This is a genomic window from Streptococcus sp. ALY_208 (assembly GCF_058314295.1).
Map to the genome: position 1 here is coordinate 16,137 of NZ_JBZFUI010000002.1, position 15,863 is coordinate 31,999.

Sequence of the window (15,863 nt, forward strand, 5' to 3'; positions counted from 1 at the left end):
CTATAAAAAATAGTGGCTACTGCTGCTTTCACTAACTTTTTATTCCTAATTAGACTTATAATATCACTAGTTAGTATTAAATACAAGTGAAAGCTCTGTTCGTTTTCTAAATGATCTGAGACTATTAAAAAAGACTAGGACAAAAATCCTGCCTTCTATTGATTACTAATTCAGGTAGAGAAGGTTAGCGATCAGTATCTCCTCCAGTCTACTAACCGATACTAGGGCTTTCGGTAAAGAAACTGGTCCTCTACCGGATTATAAACATAGTCCATATCAAACTTAGCCTTTTCATAGGTAAACTTGAGAATGGCACAATTTTTCATTCCCTTGATTGAGGGAGGGGCATCCAGAACCCCTCTAAAGAATTGAGAGATAGCCGCTCCATGGCTGACACATAAAATGGTTGATCCATCTTCTTGCGCTTCCATGAGTTCTGTCACTGTCGTAACCATGCGCTTGCGCACAGCCATAGTATCTTCTCCACCATAATGAACAAATGCATCACGATAGCCTGTTCCATCCTTATGTAGAGGGGGATTAAGGTATTCTGGCTGCGCTTCCATAACACCAAAATCCATCTCTTTGAGTCCCTTTAGACGAATGATATTGGGCTGTCCTGAAACAAGCTCTGCTGTATCGCTGGCTCTCTCTTGGGTAGATGAGAATACCATATCGAAGGTCATGCCTGCTCCTTGAAAATACCGTCTTGCTGTCTTTGCCTGCTCTATTCCTAATTCCGTCAAGGGAGAGTCAGACGCTCCTTGTATTCTCTTTTGCACGTTAAAGCGTGTTTGCCCATGCCGCATTAGATATAATATCTTCAAATGATTACCTCCTTATCAGAAATCGGATCTATAATGGCTTGCAGCTGAAAACGGTCCCCCTCTACTACAAAGTCAGTAATGGCACAATTACCAAACCATATCCCATCTGGCAAAGAAATCTCTAGGTACTGCATCAATCCCCACATCGCAGCCCCGTGACTCACTGCTAAGACCGTATGACCATCATTATTAAGTATTTCTTGTAGGGCCTCAAAAACACGTTTGCCAACGGATAGAATATCCTCTCCACCATATGGAACCAATAAATCCTCAAAAGACTTGGCTCCTGCTCGGAACTTGGGTAATAAGATCTCAGGCTGGGCCTCGAATTGGCCGAAATTCATCTCTTTCAAACCTTTCAGGAGAATCACATCCTCCCTCTGGCCTACTATAGCAGCCGTGTCTCGTGCTCGCTCCTGAGTAGAGGCATAGAGAGCATCACAGGCAATCTCCCTCCTATTAAACCATTTTGCCGCCATTTGAGCTTGCTCAATCCCAAGCGCCGTCAAGGGAGAATCACACCAACCTTGTACTCGATGTTGAGTGTTAAAAAGGGTCTCACCATGTCTCATCAAATAAATTCTTTTCATAGGCACTCCTTTCCTAGCTTTCATAAGAGCATTATAAGACGACCGAAGTTTCTTCGTCTATGCTAATGATTGGAAAAAGTCATACTATCCTATGGTAATAACATCATTAGCTGGTAAAAGTGTTGCAGTCAGGAGCCTAGAAGCTATAACTCATTTAAAGGGCGTTTTGCTCAGTCTATTGACTTAAACAAAAAATGGCTAGTCCCTCTCCAATCCAGGACTAGCCACCTCTAAATAGCTTTATGATATTAAATCGGTCTCAATAAACTTTCTTTTCATAATCCCTTAAAATACGACCAACTGTAGCTATATCACTGCTCTTCAATGTTGAGCAAGCTGTGCACAATGATTGTGGCTGGAATACCATAAGCTAAGCCGTTGTAAAAATAACTCCAGATCTGACACTGATTAGCAATCAGCTTAAAGGCTAAGAAGAAAAATAGAGCAAAAAGTATCGTTACTAAATTACGTTTTATTAACATCACGTGAACCTCTACTTGATAAAATTTTATTCTTCCCTTTTTGTATCGCTGTTAGGAGTTAACAACAATTATTATTATACTCATTTGATGATTATTTCAAAGACTAATATCATGAATTGTTAATTTTTTATCATGAAGTGCTGTTTTTAATGCTTGATTTTATGTTAATCAGCCATTTTAGCGACAGAAAAAAAGACCGCACCTAGCAGTGCAGTCCTATAAGATCAGTAAGCAGACCTGAGAGAGTCCTACAGCGATCCCTAAGCCGTAGCCCCAAAAGATATCACGGGGATAATGAACGCCACCAATTACTCTAATGAGACCAAGAATGGCGGATAGGAAAAGATTTAATGCAGCCAGTCCTGGACTCAGTTGGAGACTAAGACAGCTGATCAAGCAGGCAGAAAAAATATGACGGCTAGGCAGACTGTGCCCCTTTGTTTCTTTTTGTAAAAGAGGCTCTATTTCCCAACTCTCATAGGGTCTTGGACGATTATAATAGTGCCTAAAAAAACTGACAGCAAGGAAGCTAAGAGCTGGTAGAGACAGATTTAAGAACAAATCCTGCCATTGTCTGTTTACTAATAGGTGACCGAGAATAAAAGGGTAAAGCAGGTACATATAGACTGTTAAGACTTGATTGAACCCTTTAAGAAGGATCAAAGCACTTGGATAATGACGAAAGGGGGCACTTAGCCATTTGTAGAACTGTGCATAATCCTTCATCACGACTCCTTGAGGTAAGTGATCAGCTGAGGCATATATTTCCGACCATCTTCTAGTCCCTGCTGATAGATCTCATCTAGTTTGTCAGGATCTGTCTCTAAGCGTCCAATCTTTAGATCTGATCCTGGCCGAATACTAAAGAGCTCCCCTTCTTCCTCTAGGTGTAAAATTTCCTCTATCGTCTGGTTATAGGTTTTCCATCGCTGACTGGCTACCTTGATAAACTTAGGATACTTGCGATAGGCCATTTTATAAAGGAATCCATTCGACGGTTTTTTGCGATAGGCCAGCGGTCGTGTTTGAACGACGATGAGCTTATCATAGCCTTGTTGCCGTGCAAAATCTACTGGAATCGAGTCTGACAAGCCACCATCGAGATAGTGCTTGCCCTGCCATTCAACCATCTTAGAAGCTAGGGGCAAAGCTGAACTGGCCCGCAAAATCTCCATGTCTTTAAAGACATCTCTCACCTTTAAATAAGCTGGCTTTCCTGTCTCAACCTCTGTTGCCACAGCATAAAAATCCGTTCCTGATTCTTCAAAGGTCTTCTGATCAAAAACATCTAAAGCTAAAGGAACTTGGTAATAGGCAAACTCTTTATTAACAAAATTTCCGGTGCGAAGCCAAGACCACAAACTCATATAGTTTTTATGGCCGATATATTTTTTATTGTAGCGCAGCCCGCGTCCTCTTTGCTTAGATGGTAGATTGACACCAAACAAAGCGCCCGCTGAAACAGCAACAATCCCATCGACTTCAATCCCAGTCTCTAAAAATGCATCTAAGACACCTGCAGTATAGAGACCTCTCATACCGCCGCCTTCTAATACTAATCCAACTTTCATTGTCTCTCCTTCAAACCATTTCAACTCCTGCCTGCCCAAGGTTTTATTGCATCCATACGACTGAAGTCTTAGGATTAGCGAGGTTCATCAAGATAGGCTGACAGCCCCTCAGCTAACCTAGCATAGCCTGCTTGGCTTAGATGGAGTCCGTCTGTCGTCCAAGACTCAGCTAACTGTCCTGAGGGATCCAGTAAGGAATCAAAAATATCGATAAACTCAACACCAGGTAAATTGGCAAGCTGTTTATTCAAAGACTGGATCATGTCATTTTTCCTGATCTTAACACGTTCTTTATAAGCCTCAGATTCGTTGACAGGTAAAACAGATATGAGATAGACACGACTCCACGGCGCCAACTCTCTCAAGTCGGCCAGAACCTCCTCAATGCTGATAGCCGTATCTGCTGCACTGTAGCCCATTCCCAAATCATTAGTGCCAATCAGCAAAAATATCTTCTCTGCCTGAACCTGTCCCAGAAGATCAGGGATATGCCCTGCCATCCAATGAGCCGTTAGGCCAGCAATCCCATGATTAACCAGAGGTAAGTCGTGCCCTAAAAACTTCTTCAAAGAAAAGAACTCTACCAGCGAGCTCCCTAAAAATAATATAACACCTGTCTTAGCAGACTCAGTCGCAAATATCTGGCAGCGCTCTTTGCGATGCTGTGCTAAGGCAGGATCATGTGCAGATTCCATAGTCATACGATTAGTCTAGCAGAATTATTCTATGTTTTCCACTTTTTAGGGAACCATTTGTCATATCAAAACGGCAGGAAATTATACTTCCTGCCGTTTTGATAGATTGAGCTAGATCCAACTATACATTATTATCAAGCAGCTGCTTTATTCCAAAGATAGTAGTTTTTTCCATCATCCTTAGATATAAAGTCTAAGAGAACCATAGTAGCTTTACCTTTTGAAGGTGTATTATCCTGATATTCAACTCTGATATATCTTCGATCATCCTTAGGATTCCTTGACCTAGCAGTTTGATGGTAAATTTTTGTTGGCTTTGCATGCCTATTTTTTATACTGGACCAAGTTGTCCCACCCTTATAATCTTTATTATTTCCATCAATTTCAACCACATTAAAATCATTTACTTCCGATGTTGTCCAATCAGAATTATACTCACTTACCGGGGTCATTTCGCTAAAATCACCTTTGAAAGAACTGCTAACATGAGTCAAGACCCAACGACCTTCTTTTGATTTTTTAAATGTTGTTGTCACATAAATACTATATTCTTCATCCTTATTAAGGTTGTAAGTCAGCTCTAATTCCTTTTTAGCTTTCTTAACTTTGGTGGCCTTGCCGTATTTATCAACAATCTGAGCAACAGTCATTTTTCCAAATGTCAATTCCTCAATATCTTTTTGCTTCCAGTCAAATTGATAATCACCATCTAAGTAAATGCTGGTATCTTCACTATTATCTTTGATACCATGGTAGATATGACTCTGGAGCTTTTCTTCCCTTGCTTTTGCATCAAGAGTTATTCTTGTAAAGACCTCACCGACACTGATAAGAAAAGCCAGTAAGGCCACTACAGTAGCAACTGTGAAGGCAAGTCGTTTACCTTGAAAATTTAATATCAGCAAAATGATGGAAGCCAACATCAAGACGAAAGCAAATCCAGCAAAGAAAATACCAACTTTAGTAAAACCTAAGCCAGCACTAATCAAAGACAAGACTATAATCCCAACTAATAGAATGAGGCTGACGAATCGAGATTTATTACTTTGTAGTTTAGGCATTCCAAAAGCTACTGATTGATCTTGTACTGAAGGATTGTCTGTTTTTCCTGAGAACTCAGGCTGTTTTCCTACAAATAAATGAGGGATTAGAGAACTGTCAAAGTTACTGTTTTTTCCCTTAGCAAACTCATCTGCCGTTGGCTTCCGTCCCATCACTTTCTCAAACTGAACAACCCAATCTTGTTTGTTATCCATATTGGCTCCTTTATCTTTTGTAAATAGATACTTATCAACGTAGTTATAATTTTACAAACCACTCACTAAGTAGTGTATCACATTTCTATACAAAATTAAAAATGAATTAAGTAGCTACACTAACAAAAACAATTCATTTTAGGGTCGAGGCTAATATAGACAGCAATGAATTAAAAGATTAAAAATGATGTCACTCAATCTCCTCTCTCGAATGACATTATTTTTTCCGACGAAATGCTAAGTAGTAACATAAAGCTGGTAAACCTACTCGGCTAAATAGTTGACCCATCACATACCCTAAAGGACCGGGAGATAAGGGTCTTGTTAAGACAACAAATGTCAATAAAATACCTAAAATTAACCAAAGAACACGTCCAACACTCATAGTTCATTTCCTTCCTATTCTAAGTCATGGTAAATTGCTTGCAGAAACTGATAATAAATCAATAGTTTTCAACTACAACAATATACCTCTTATATTGTATTCTACTATATTTTAGTTCATTTTACTATTAATTTTTTAATTTCAAAGGCTCCACCAGGTGACTAAATTAACTATTTATAATACTAGACATAAGTTGCAATCTTCTCGCATCATTGAGATAATAACAAATGATGTTGTTCTATCTCCTTAATTGAACGAGATTTTTCCCACTTATTTCCAAGCGCTTACCGCTTGTCTAAGGAGGGATAGGGTATTAAGTGGAAATTTATGACACTAGATCATTTTTTAACTTTGATTATATCAAAAGAGGGAACCCATGTCCCCCTCTTTTGGTCTAATCTTTATCTAATCCTCCCAATGTACTAAGTCATAAGGGTAGTATTGCTGATCTTTAAGACTGCTATCATCTAAACCTAAAATCTTAGCAATAGCACCTGCTTCAAAACTCCAGTACCCTGCATGAAAGGCTGGATTTTTGGACTTGTGACTATTGTACCACGGCGCATCATTAGACCCTGCGTACCACTTACTAAAAATATAGTTACGCAGTGCTACTACCGCTTTTTCTTTGTCAGGTGCTTCAATGATCTTTTGCGCATGAGCATAGGGGCGCTTAAATTGAATCTCCTCATGTTGTGGCCAGTCAGGACGATAATAGCGAATCAGAAAATCCAAAAGAGCATCTTCATAGTTGACCTGAGCGATATTCTCTATAAAAGGTGCCATAGTATCAGCGTCGACTTCTAAGAGAATTCCCACAGAAATAACGTCTAAGTCATCTAAGTAGTGAATTTTGCCATTGAGAACCGGAGCTTTAACTTCGAGGTAATCCATAAAAGCTTTTCTGACATCAGAAATTGGGTAACCAGCAGAGTACTTAGCTTTAAAAATTTCATAAAAATTTTTTGAAATAAAAAATTGTGTATTTCGTATAACTTCTCTATTTGAAAGTTTATGTTTCTGAATTCCTCTTTGTTCACTATCTTCCAAAGATTCAATATCTTCCAGAAGGTATTCATTATCTTCTTCATTATATTTTAGCAACTGCTGATAATTATCTAGCGTATTTAAATGATCTCTGACTTCCATAGTTACACCTCTTCTTATGACCATCTGCCAATAATATTGCCGTCATCATCTAAGCGGAAACGCATAATCTTACCGTTCCCATCAATTTTACTTAACACAGATTCGTAGTCACCATTTCTTATAGCATCACGAACAGATCTATAGTCGTCTAAGCTTGCAAAATTATCTTTATGTATCCTATTCTTTATCCACTCTTGGCTCATCTGTTTACCATCAGCTGTTTTAGGATTCAGGCAAGATTTCCCAAATTTTGCTTCATCAATGACAACTTTTGGGTGACCACTATCATTGATGTAGATCCCGTCAATTCCTTTTTCTAGCTTGGCGTCAAGACTATCAGGAGCATCTCGATAGCTTATCACATGCCAAAATTACCAGCTAGTTGCGTAATTAGTAAAATATGTTCAAAAATTTTAACTTTATCCAGATGATCGACATCTTTAAAACCACCTAAAGCTAGCAAAGGTACAAATCCAAAGCATTGGTCATAATCCAGTTGACCATACTTTTCAACGGCTTCTTGGTAAAGAGGGAGCTCAAAATAGTCATCTGTGAAGCTTTTATCATGTATAAACATTAAAAAATGAGACATTTTTTTGTCATAACATGAAAATTACCATCCTTATATTTAATAATGTCAATGTAGCCATGTTTTTCTAAAACAATTAAATCTCCAAAAGGAGTAACAAATATAGGAACAGATGAAATTCCTCTAAAGTAAGTTTTCTCCACCAACTCAAGGTATTCTTCTGGATTAATGACCTTGAGATAGCCATTAAGGAAAGTTCCTAAACCATCTTCCTGCCAAATCTCAAGCAATTCAGTAGGCACTATTTTTCAATTACTTCTTGAGGCATATTTGCCACCTTATGAAAGTCTTTAAGCATATGTCCCTCCTAATAAGTTAGTTTAACATTTAAATAAGTGTTTTGCAATTTAATCAGGATTATGAAGAGCTGCCTGAGTATCCAACCATTCTTCTGCTTGGGCCTTTGCTTCTGATTGTGATAATCCTGAATCAACTAGTTCATCAATTTTATCAGTTAATACTTCCTCGCGGGCGGCCTTCTGAGCTGCTTTCCCCTCTATAGAACGTCCCTCTGCTATATACTTCTTACGGTTATCAAGGTATTCCTGAACCGTCAGTTCATTCATACCTTTTTCCTGATTGGCTAACTGGCGAGAAAACTCCATTTCGTCATGGTTTGGATTATGCTTAAACTCTACCTGAACCTCATCAAGACGTGTCATATCAACTGATAAAGTGATACATACCAAGTTTTTTTGATATAGCTTTAGACAGAAAACTGACCTAAGAGATTCGAAAAAGCAGATGAATACCATCTGCTTCCTATTTAAATTTTACAACTATAAGCAATAGCTTATAATGCTAACGAAATCTATAGCCCCGATAAAAAATTAAATAAAGTTCTTTTCATCAGGCTAGCTTACTCATCAATACCGGCACCAGTACCAGATTTGTACCAGAGTTTATAAGTGTCCCCATCATCCGTTGACACAAAACTCAAAGACACACTTTCTGCTTTATTTCCTGTGGCAGAACTGTCCTCATATGTGACCTTAAGACCTTTTTCAGGTTTGGATTCACTGTCAATTCCACTTTCAATGGTATAGTAGGCTTCGCTAGGAGCACCGTGTTTATCCTTGATAGAACTCCATGATGTGCCACCTTTACCTGTGGAAGAATCGCCTTCTTTCAGAGCGTCAAAATCAGCCTTTGTCCAATCAGACTGATAGCTGTCCCCTTGAGTATCAACATCATCAGCTTCAAAGGCGCCATCATAAGACTCAAGGATCCAAGTACCATCGTACTGTTTAGTAAATATTAGCTGAATATTATTTTGAAGATCGAAGTCACTCTTTTCATAGGTTAAACTGAGCGTATCACCAGAAATCTCAGCCGTTTCTGCTTTACCATGATCCCCCACAATATCAGCAACGGAATCTTTACCAACTTTGAGGCCTTCTACTTGATCCATCGTCCAATCAAAATTATAGCTACCATCACTATACTCGGAACTATCTGTACTGTCATCTTTGACCGTCGTTTTTTCTTTGGCATTTTCTTTTTGCTCGGCTTTATCAGCCTGAGCGGCAGAGTTTGAAGTATTGACAACGACACCACCTATGCTGACAATGACCGCAAGGCCAGCAACAACTGCTGCTATAATAGACAGGAGTTTAGTACCTGGTTTGTTCAAAATAATCAAGATAACAGCCACAATCAGACCAAGAACAGCAAGTCCTAAAAAGGCAAACGATAACTTCGTAAAGGACAAAGCGGCAAAAAGAATAGAGAGCACAATGGAGATAATAGGAGCAACAAGGCTCAATCCTTTACCACTGCTAGTCGTCATACTCGGCTGCGCCATTCCAGGTTGAGCAAATCCTGGTTGTTGGAAACCAGACTGTTGAAAAGCGCCTTGCTGAGGGAACCCCTGAGGTATTTGAGGCTGAGCAAAACTTGAACCTTGCTGAGAGACTTGGTCTTGTCCCCCTAGGGTTGCTGGTTCAGCAAATGGAGACTCCTGTCCCGGCATACTTATAGCAGATTTATCATTTGCTGGAAAATGAGTCATTGATCCTTGATCAAAAGCGTTAGGAGTTGGATCAGATACCAAGGCTTGTTGATCTAGTTGCTCTTGTACTTGAGTTATTTGCTCAGACAAAGGATCTTGAGCTGACGTAGCAGTAACTGGATCTTGAGCTACTGTTTCTTGAGAAAAGTCACTAGTTACTGAGTCTGCCACTACTTCTTCTTGATTAGAGGCCTGATCATTTGGAAATGGATTTTCTGGCAGGCCTGCAATGGCATAAATTTGGCTAAGGTCAAAATTAGTATTTTTACCAGTGGTAAATTCGGTAGCTGTTGGCTTACGACCAGTAAGGGCTTCAAACTGCTTCACCCATTCTTCTCTCGTGTTCATATCAAACTCCTTTACATATCTTACTTGTATCTCGGCTTAAGCACCTAAATGTTTTCTTATTTTACCATAGATTGCCTTCAAATGTAAACATCATTTAAGCAAACATTAGCTACCAAGTCATGCTAATTTCCATTAATTGGTTAAAAAAGAGAAGATCACTAAGATCCTCTCGAGTTAAATTTAGGGAGCTCCGATAGCTGGTAAGGTCGTATTCTAAAATAAATGAAATAGGTCATGCTTTTTGGTATAGGTAGCTGTAAATTTACCATCCACCTTTATTTTGAGCTTTCCTCCAACTTTACGATAGGTAATTTTTTGGTGGAGACGCTCTGTTACATATGAGTCATCTTCGTCATCAGAGGAAGTAGGTGTTGATTTGATACGATTTGTTTCAGAGTTCAATTCACCATAAATAAACTCATAATGATCAATATATTCATACTCATCATATTCATCATCTTCCTCATACTCATCATCAACTGCATAACCAGCTACTTTCTTGCCAGCAATCTCTAAGTTCTTATCGCCGCTAAGATGGTCATTGAGGTTTGTATTTGTCAGTTCCCATTGACCATTAAGACTCGTATAATTGTAAATATTAACAGTAAGTATAAAGAGTAGAGCTACTGTTGCAGCTATGCCCAGCGACCAAACTAGATTGATCTTCTTGAAAAAACTGAATTTTGAAGAGTCTGACTGTGACTTGGCGATCCTTATCTGTTCCCATCTCGGTGATAGGATAGCCATCATGACGATCATAAAGACTGACATAGCAATCGTCAGCATCAACTGCCCTGAAAAGAGATTGTCGTAAAACTGATAGAATTTACTGTCATAAGCTGATATAGAAGTTGTCACATCTATGTAGGACGAGATCAACTGAGTGATAAAGTAAACAAAGCTAAGGATAAGCCCAGTCGCCATCAACCATTTTTGACGCGCCTTCTTGATGAAATCCTGTGTCCTTTCATCATAAGTTTGACTGAATCCATGATTTTTATAGAAAATAATAGCATTCCAAAAAGTCGCAAAAAGCCCTCCTTGGATCAGAAACCAGTAGATTTGTCCATAAGTATGATGATTATTATCTACGTCATCTTTATCAAAGCTAAATCCCTTGTACAGAGCAAAAATCACTAAGCTGATAAGGACAATAACTGGGATCACTTGATAGACCAATTTCATGTTTAAAGGCTTTTTAGCCGGCACATTCTGAACTTGCTCAATCCTAAACTGCCCTCGATTATAAGCATCTTGATACTCTTCTTGGCTAGGTTGACGACCATTTAAAGCAACAAACTGATCTAACCATCCTTGTGCACTCAAAAGATGAGCAGTCTGATTAGCTACAGGAGTTGGACCAAAAGTTGGAGAATCTGGACTAATAGCTTGCTGAGCAGACTGCGTAGACTGAGCATTTATCCCTTGAAAAGGAGCTGCTTCTTGTTGATTATTTGAACCCATAGGCGAATTCGTTGTTGTCTGTTGCTCTGGTGGATTGCTTGCATTTGCTGCTGTCGAATTTTGGGCAGCAGCTGAATCTCCAAGAGTATAGAGTCCTTGCGCCAATCCTTTAGCTAACTCATCGGTTGTTGGATAACGACCGTTTAGGTTTAAAAATTGTTCTGACCATTCTTGCTGTGTCATAAAAATATCTCTTTCTAAGTTTAAAAATTAAAATGCTAGGTAGTAGCTACAGGATTTAAAATAGTTTTACTAGCTCAGCACTGATAATGATTATAAAGAAAAAATTATGTTTTGTAAATTTTTAGTAAGTAGTTTCTCATTAACATCCGTAAAGTTCTCTTTTACCTCTTTGACTAAGCAAAAAAAGAGAAGAACAAATTCGTCTCCTCCCATGTTAATTATAAATTATCCACTCTCATTTTACTTTCTCTTCCTGATAATCGCAAGCGTCATTACTGCAGACGACCTGCTTGCCGCCACCACGGACTTTCTTTTCAACTAAATAATGTTGGCATTTGGGACAGTTACGGCCTACCGGGAGATCCCAAGAGGTAAAGTCACACTCAGGATAGCGATCACAGCCATAGAAGATACGATTACGTTTAGTTTTTCGCTCGATCACTTGTCCTTTACCACAGGTTGGGCAGGTCACACCGATTTCTTTGGTGATGGCCTTGGTATTATGGCAGTCTGGAAAGTTGCTGCAGGCATAAAATTTACCGTATCGCCCTAATTTTATGACCATCGGATGACCACAAAGATCACAGTCAAAACCTGCTGGCTCATCCTTGATCTGAATCTTTTCGATACCATCTTCTGCTTTTTCCAACTCTTTTTCAAACGGTTTGTAAAATTCGTCAATAACTTTTTGCCACTTCTGCTTTCCTTCACCCACACCGTCGAGCTTATCTTCCATCTCGGCTGTGAAGGCGACATCAACGATATCTGGGAAAAACTCTATGATGAGGTTGTTGACAATCTCTCCCAGCTCAGTAGGCTCAAAACGTTTGGCTGCCAGACGGACGTAGTAACGCTTTTGAATCGTTTCAAGAGTCGGTGCATAGGTAGAAGGACGGCCAACCCCATTTTCCTCCAAGGTCTTGATAAGTGTAGCCTCAGAATAGCGGGCTGGCGGCTGAGTAAAGTGCTGCTCAGGTGTGGTTGTGACCTTTTTGACCTTATCGCCTTCTGCCATCTCTGGGAGCATTTTGTTCTTATCAGAGTCATTATAGACAGCTAGATAACCATCAAATTTGACTTGACTACCATTAGCATTAAAAATCACACCATTTTGACCCAAGGTCACCTTCATCGTGTCAAAAATAGCTGCTGTCATCTGACTAGCTACAAAGCGATTCCAGATAAGAGTGTATAGTTTAAGCTGATCCTTATTGAGGTATTTGGCGATAGATTCGGGCGTATTGAACACGCTGGAAGGGCGAATGGCTTCGTGGGCATCCTGAGCACCGGAAGCATTTTTCACGCGATTACCATGCTTAGAATACTTAAGCCCAAAGCGATCGGTAATAAAGTTTGCGGCGTCATTTTGCGCTACTGGACTGATGCGAGTCGAGTCCGTCCGCATATAGGTGATCAATCCCTGCTGACCGCCACGACCAAGACTAATCCCTTCGTAGAGTTGCTGAGCAACCATCATGGTCTTACGGGTTCTAAAATTAATCTTATTAGCCGCATCCTGCTGGAGTGATGAGGTTGTATAAGGGAGAGGAGCATTACGGCGGCGCTCCTTTTTTTCAACCTTATCCACACTAAAATCATCACTAGTCAGACGGGCTAGAACCTGTTGGACGTCATCTTTAGTTTTCAACTTGAACTTTTTACCATCGAGACCATAAAAACTGGCTTGGAACTTTTTATTTCCTTTTTTAAAAGCACCATCAATGGTCCAGTATTCTTCTGGTTTAAAGTTTTTTATCTCATTTTCTCGATCAATAATCATCTTAAGAGCAACAGATTGTACACGCCCGGCTGATAGACCCTTTTTGACCTTCTTCCAGAGTAAGGGTGAAATCGAATAGCCCACAATTCGGTCCAAGACACGACGTGCCTGCTGAGCATCTACTAGATCCATGTCAATCGTTCGTGGCTCAACAAAAGCATTTTTGACCGCATCTTTTGTGATCTCATTGAAGACAACCCTGTTTTTTTCCTGGGGATTTAGGTCTAAAATATGAGCTAAATGCCAGGAAATAGCTTCTCCTTCACGGTCCGGGTCACTGGCCAGATAGACTTGCTTGGCTTTTTTTGCCTCTTTTTTCAAATCATTAATCAAGGGACCCTTACCTCGGATATTGATATACTGTGGCTCATAATTATTTTCAAAATCAATAGACATCGAGGACTTTTTCAGGTCTCGGATATGCCCCACTGAGGCAACAACCTTATAATTGCGTCCTAGATACTTCTCAATCGTCTTGGCCTTGGCAGGGGACTCTACGATGACCAAGTTTTTCTTGGGTGTGGATCGTTTAGTCGTTTTTTTAGCCCCTGATTTTTTGACGGTTTTCTTTGCCGTCTTAGCTTGAGTTGCTACTGCCATGAGTATCCCTCCCTCTCATCTTGATAAACTCCTAGCATGATAACCCACTTTTCAGGGACTGTCAATCAAAAACGTTTTTCCTATAGGAAAACTTAATAATGAATTACACCTAAAATTTGGTAAAATCAACTATTGCCATAGGGTTTAGAAGGTATAAAGTTCAAAAAGCAAAGGCTCATTATAATAGCTGATATTCTTCTAAAATATCCTGACCACTAGTGATACATTTACATCCTTCTTGAATCAGATGAAGGCAGCCATCCGATTTGCCATCGATGATATTGCCGGGTACAGCATAGACATCCCGTCCTTCCTCCATGGCTCGCTCGCATGTGATCAGACTACCCGATCGGCGCTTGGCTTCCACAACTAAGGTCCCCTGCGAGAGTCCTGCAATGATACGATTACGCTCTGGAAAATGGAACTTAAGTGGCCGTTGACCGGCTTCGTACTCAGATAAAATCAAATGATGCTTGGCCATGTAATCTTGCAGATCCCGATTTTCTTTGGGATAGTATTGGTCTAAACCTGCTCCGACCACTGCTATCGATTGACCGCCATTTTTTAAACTAGCCATGTGGGCAGCTGTGTCAATCCCTCTGGCTAAACCACTGACAATCACAAGATTATTTTTTAGGCCTGAAATAATTTTTTGGACAGAAGCTACTCCAACTTTAGAACAATCACGAGATCCTACAATAGATAACTTCATCCTCTCTAAAAGTGTCAAATCTCCTTGGTAAAACAGGAGGACAGGTGGGTTGTACATTTCTGCCAAAGCCATTGGGTAGATCTCGTCCAGAATCGAAAAAGATGGGAACTTCTTAAATGTCTGCTTAAGCTCCTTGATATCTAACGCTTTATAACGCTCCATGAATAGAACCGGCTTGCTAGTCTCTGAGATGACTGCCATGTCTCTTAGGGATAGGGAGCGTTGACTGGTCTTTTGGTAATGGATAATATGATTGACTTGTAGATTACTCAATCCAGCCTGCTTGAGCTTGAAGAGTTCAAAATTATTCATAAATACACCTCTATCTATTTCTCCGTAAAAAATTTTAAAAAGTGTATTTGTTTTATGAATTTTTAGAAATAAATTTATGTAAAATTATATTTTCAACTGTAAAAAAGGCTGGGAATTTCATCCCAACCTTTACGCTGATACTGGCTATTTTCAGGTCTTCTTTTTTATATTAGGCTCTTAAGCTCTTGTTATTTGTTGTCTTTTGACTCCTTATAACTGTTAAAATTATCCATTTCCTCCCTTATCTCAGACTCACTGGAGCTTGAAGGAACAGAATAAGGAGGTTCCTTGTACTCATCGGTGGTATCTGGTCGGCTATTAGGGTGATAAAAACTGGTAAAAGCTACCACCACGATCAGCATGACCCCAAAGCTTGGTAACAAACTCACTAACTTCTCTGATAGTGTCAGAGACACTTTAGCTTGTAATTCCTGCTGCCAGTTCGGATGAGCTTTGGTCTTTTGGGACAGATTCTTAAGATGAGGAGCCAGAAAGATCATCTGAAAGGCTAGCAAGGAACTAATGCAGATATAGTTAAATTTTCTGATGTTCGACTCATCAATGTTTGATGTATTCATCATGATAAGAAAGATGATATAAAGTGCCGCTATGGGAAAAACTCCCATGGCTGTCCAAACCCTTTTCAAGCGATAGTGGGCAAAGTCCTGTAATTCTTGCTGGTATTTGTCCTTCTGATTCGTTAATATCCTGCTGACTCCTTATTTAATTATTGGTATGAGAGATTATCCTCTTAGTAATAGGTTGTTGCCAATATATTGACAATAACTGCACTAACAAACTTAAAACTCCCCTAATCTGACAAATAGAGCAACTATTGTTTTGCTAAGTATCGCAAATATCTTCTCATCATAACAACTGGACTTATAATTAGAACTATTTACTTCTGTG

At 39.5% G+C, this 15,863-nt stretch carries 15 protein-coding genes and 1 pseudogene; all 16 read right to left on the bottom strand.

The features are described from left to right. Window positions 1-221 precede the first annotated feature (221 nt). Window positions 222-809, bottom strand: coding sequence for a histidine phosphatase family protein (locus AC4HAI_RS02450; protein ID WP_491079290.1), 588 nt, complete (start codon window positions 807-809; stop codon window positions 222-224). Between the two features lie 14 nt (window positions 810-823). After that, window positions 824-1,417, bottom strand: a complete 594-nt coding sequence (locus AC4HAI_RS02455; RefSeq protein WP_491079285.1) for a histidine phosphatase family protein — start codon at window positions 1,415-1,417, stop codon at window positions 824-826. Between the two features lie 311 nt (window positions 1,418-1,728). Then, a complete protein-coding gene (locus AC4HAI_RS02460; protein WP_491079378.1) occupies window positions 1,729-1,899 on the bottom strand; it encodes a hypothetical protein in 171 nt (56 codons plus the stop codon). A gap of 216 nt (window positions 1,900-2,115) precedes the next feature. Next, the gene (locus AC4HAI_RS02465; RefSeq protein WP_491079379.1) at window positions 2,116-2,625 is read right to left on the bottom strand and encodes a phosphatase PAP2 family protein; all 510 of its coding nucleotides are present in this window, start codon (window positions 2,623-2,625) and stop codon (window positions 2,116-2,118) included. Beyond that, window positions 2,625-3,470: a patatin-like phospholipase family protein gene (locus tag AC4HAI_RS02470; protein WP_491110294.1), complete on the bottom strand. Its 846-nt coding sequence runs from the start codon at window positions 3,468-3,470 to the stop codon at window positions 2,625-2,627. The genes AC4HAI_RS02465 and AC4HAI_RS02470 overlap by 1 nt, the downstream gene beginning before the upstream one ends. Before the next feature lie 74 nt (window positions 3,471-3,544). Next, complete coding sequence (locus AC4HAI_RS02475; protein ID WP_491110295.1) at window positions 3,545-4,171, bottom strand: SGNH/GDSL hydrolase family protein; 627 nt, start codon at window positions 4,169-4,171, stop codon at window positions 3,545-3,547. A 128-nt stretch (window positions 4,172-4,299) separates the two neighbouring features. Then, a complete protein-coding gene (locus AC4HAI_RS02480; protein ID WP_491110296.1) occupies window positions 4,300-5,421 on the bottom strand; it encodes a VanZ family protein in 1,122 nt (373 codons plus the stop codon). 790 nt (window positions 5,422-6,211) lie between these two features. Beyond that, a complete protein-coding gene (locus AC4HAI_RS02485; protein ID WP_491110297.1) occupies window positions 6,212-6,955 on the bottom strand; it encodes a PoNe immunity protein domain-containing protein in 744 nt (247 codons plus the stop codon). A gap of 14 nt (window positions 6,956-6,969) precedes the next feature. Then, the gene (locus AC4HAI_RS02490; RefSeq protein WP_491110298.1) at window positions 6,970-7,317 is read right to left on the bottom strand and encodes a hypothetical protein; all 348 of its coding nucleotides are present in this window, start codon (window positions 7,315-7,317) and stop codon (window positions 6,970-6,972) included. Further along, a pseudogene (locus tag AC4HAI_RS02495) lies at window positions 7,314-7,842 on the bottom strand (T6SS immunity protein Tdi1 domain-containing protein). The gene AC4HAI_RS02490 and the pseudogene AC4HAI_RS02495 overlap by 4 nt, the downstream one beginning before the upstream one ends. A 49-nt stretch (window positions 7,843-7,891) precedes the next feature. Beyond that, window positions 7,892-8,233, bottom strand: a complete 342-nt coding sequence (locus AC4HAI_RS02500) for a polymorphic toxin type 15 domain-containing protein (protein WP_491110300.1) — start codon at window positions 8,231-8,233, stop codon at window positions 7,892-7,894. Between the two features lie 170 nt (window positions 8,234-8,403). Continuing rightward, a complete protein-coding gene (locus AC4HAI_RS02505) occupies window positions 8,404-9,903 on the bottom strand; it encodes a hypothetical protein (protein ID WP_491110301.1) in 1,500 nt (499 codons plus the stop codon). A gap of 213 nt (window positions 9,904-10,116) precedes the next feature. Beyond that, the gene (locus AC4HAI_RS02510) at window positions 10,117-11,550 is read right to left on the bottom strand and encodes a hypothetical protein (protein ID WP_491110303.1); all 1,434 of its coding nucleotides are present in this window, start codon (window positions 11,548-11,550) and stop codon (window positions 10,117-10,119) included. Window positions 11,551-11,785: 235 nt separating this feature from the next. Then, window positions 11,786-13,930, bottom strand: coding sequence for a type I DNA topoisomerase (gene topA / locus AC4HAI_RS02515; RefSeq protein WP_491110304.1), 2,145 nt, complete (start codon window positions 13,928-13,930; stop codon window positions 11,786-11,788). Window positions 13,931-14,108: 178 nt separating this feature from the next. Next, on the bottom strand, window positions 14,109-14,954 hold the full coding sequence (gene dprA / locus AC4HAI_RS02520) for a DNA-processing protein DprA (RefSeq protein ID WP_491110306.1): 846 nt from the start codon (window positions 14,952-14,954) through the stop codon (window positions 14,109-14,111). A 188-nt stretch (window positions 14,955-15,142) separates the two neighbouring features. Beyond that, window positions 15,143-15,535 carry a hypothetical protein gene (locus tag AC4HAI_RS02525; RefSeq protein WP_491079385.1) on the bottom strand — a complete coding sequence of 131 codons (393 nt, stop codon included), beginning with the start codon at window positions 15,533-15,535 and terminating at the stop codon, window positions 15,143-15,145. Window positions 15,536-15,863 lie beyond the last annotated feature (328 nt).

Bases quoted from the DNA above. Each gene is read 5' to 3' on its own strand.
- AC4HAI_RS02525 (WP_491079385.1), bottom strand. From the start codon at position 15,535: ATGATGAATACATCAAACATTGATGAGTCGAACATCAGAAAATTTAAC.
- AC4HAI_RS02470 (WP_491110294.1), bottom strand. From the start codon at position 3,470: ATGAAAGTTGGATTAGTATTAGAAGGCGGCGGTATGAGAGGTCTCTAT.
- AC4HAI_RS02505 (WP_491110301.1), bottom strand. From the start codon at position 9,903: ATGAACACGAGAGAAGAATGGGTGAAGCAGTTTGAAGCCCTTACTGGT.
- AC4HAI_RS02450 (WP_491079290.1), bottom strand. From the start codon at position 809: ATGCGGCATGGGCAAACACGCTTTAACGTGCAAAAGAGAATACAAGGA.
- topA (WP_491110304.1), bottom strand. From the start codon at position 13,930: ATGGCAGTAGCAACTCAAGCTAAGACGGCAAAGAAAACCGTCAAAAAA.
- AC4HAI_RS02480 (WP_491110296.1), bottom strand. From the start codon at position 5,421: ATGGATAACAAACAAGATTGGGTTGTTCAGTTTGAGAAAGTGATGGGA.
- AC4HAI_RS02510 (WP_491110303.1), bottom strand. From the start codon at position 11,550: ATGACACAGCAAGAATGGTCAGAACAATTTTTAAACCTAAACGGTCGT.
- AC4HAI_RS02465 (WP_491079379.1), bottom strand. From the start codon at position 2,625: ATGAAGGATTATGCACAGTTCTACAAATGGCTAAGTGCCCCCTTTCGT.
- AC4HAI_RS02475 (WP_491110295.1), bottom strand. From the start codon at position 4,171: ATGACTATGGAATCTGCACATGATCCTGCCTTAGCACAGCATCGCAAA.
- AC4HAI_RS02485 (WP_491110297.1), bottom strand. From the start codon at position 6,955: ATGGAAGTCAGAGATCATTTAAATACGCTAGATAATTATCAGCAGTTG.
- AC4HAI_RS02455 (WP_491079285.1), bottom strand. From the start codon at position 1,417: ATGAAAAGAATTTATTTGATGAGACATGGTGAGACCCTTTTTAACACT.
- AC4HAI_RS02460 (WP_491079378.1), bottom strand. From the start codon at position 1,899: ATGTTAATAAAACGTAATTTAGTAACGATACTTTTTGCTCTATTTTTC.
- dprA (WP_491110306.1), bottom strand. From the start codon at position 14,954: ATGAATAATTTTGAACTCTTCAAGCTCAAGCAGGCTGGATTGAGTAAT.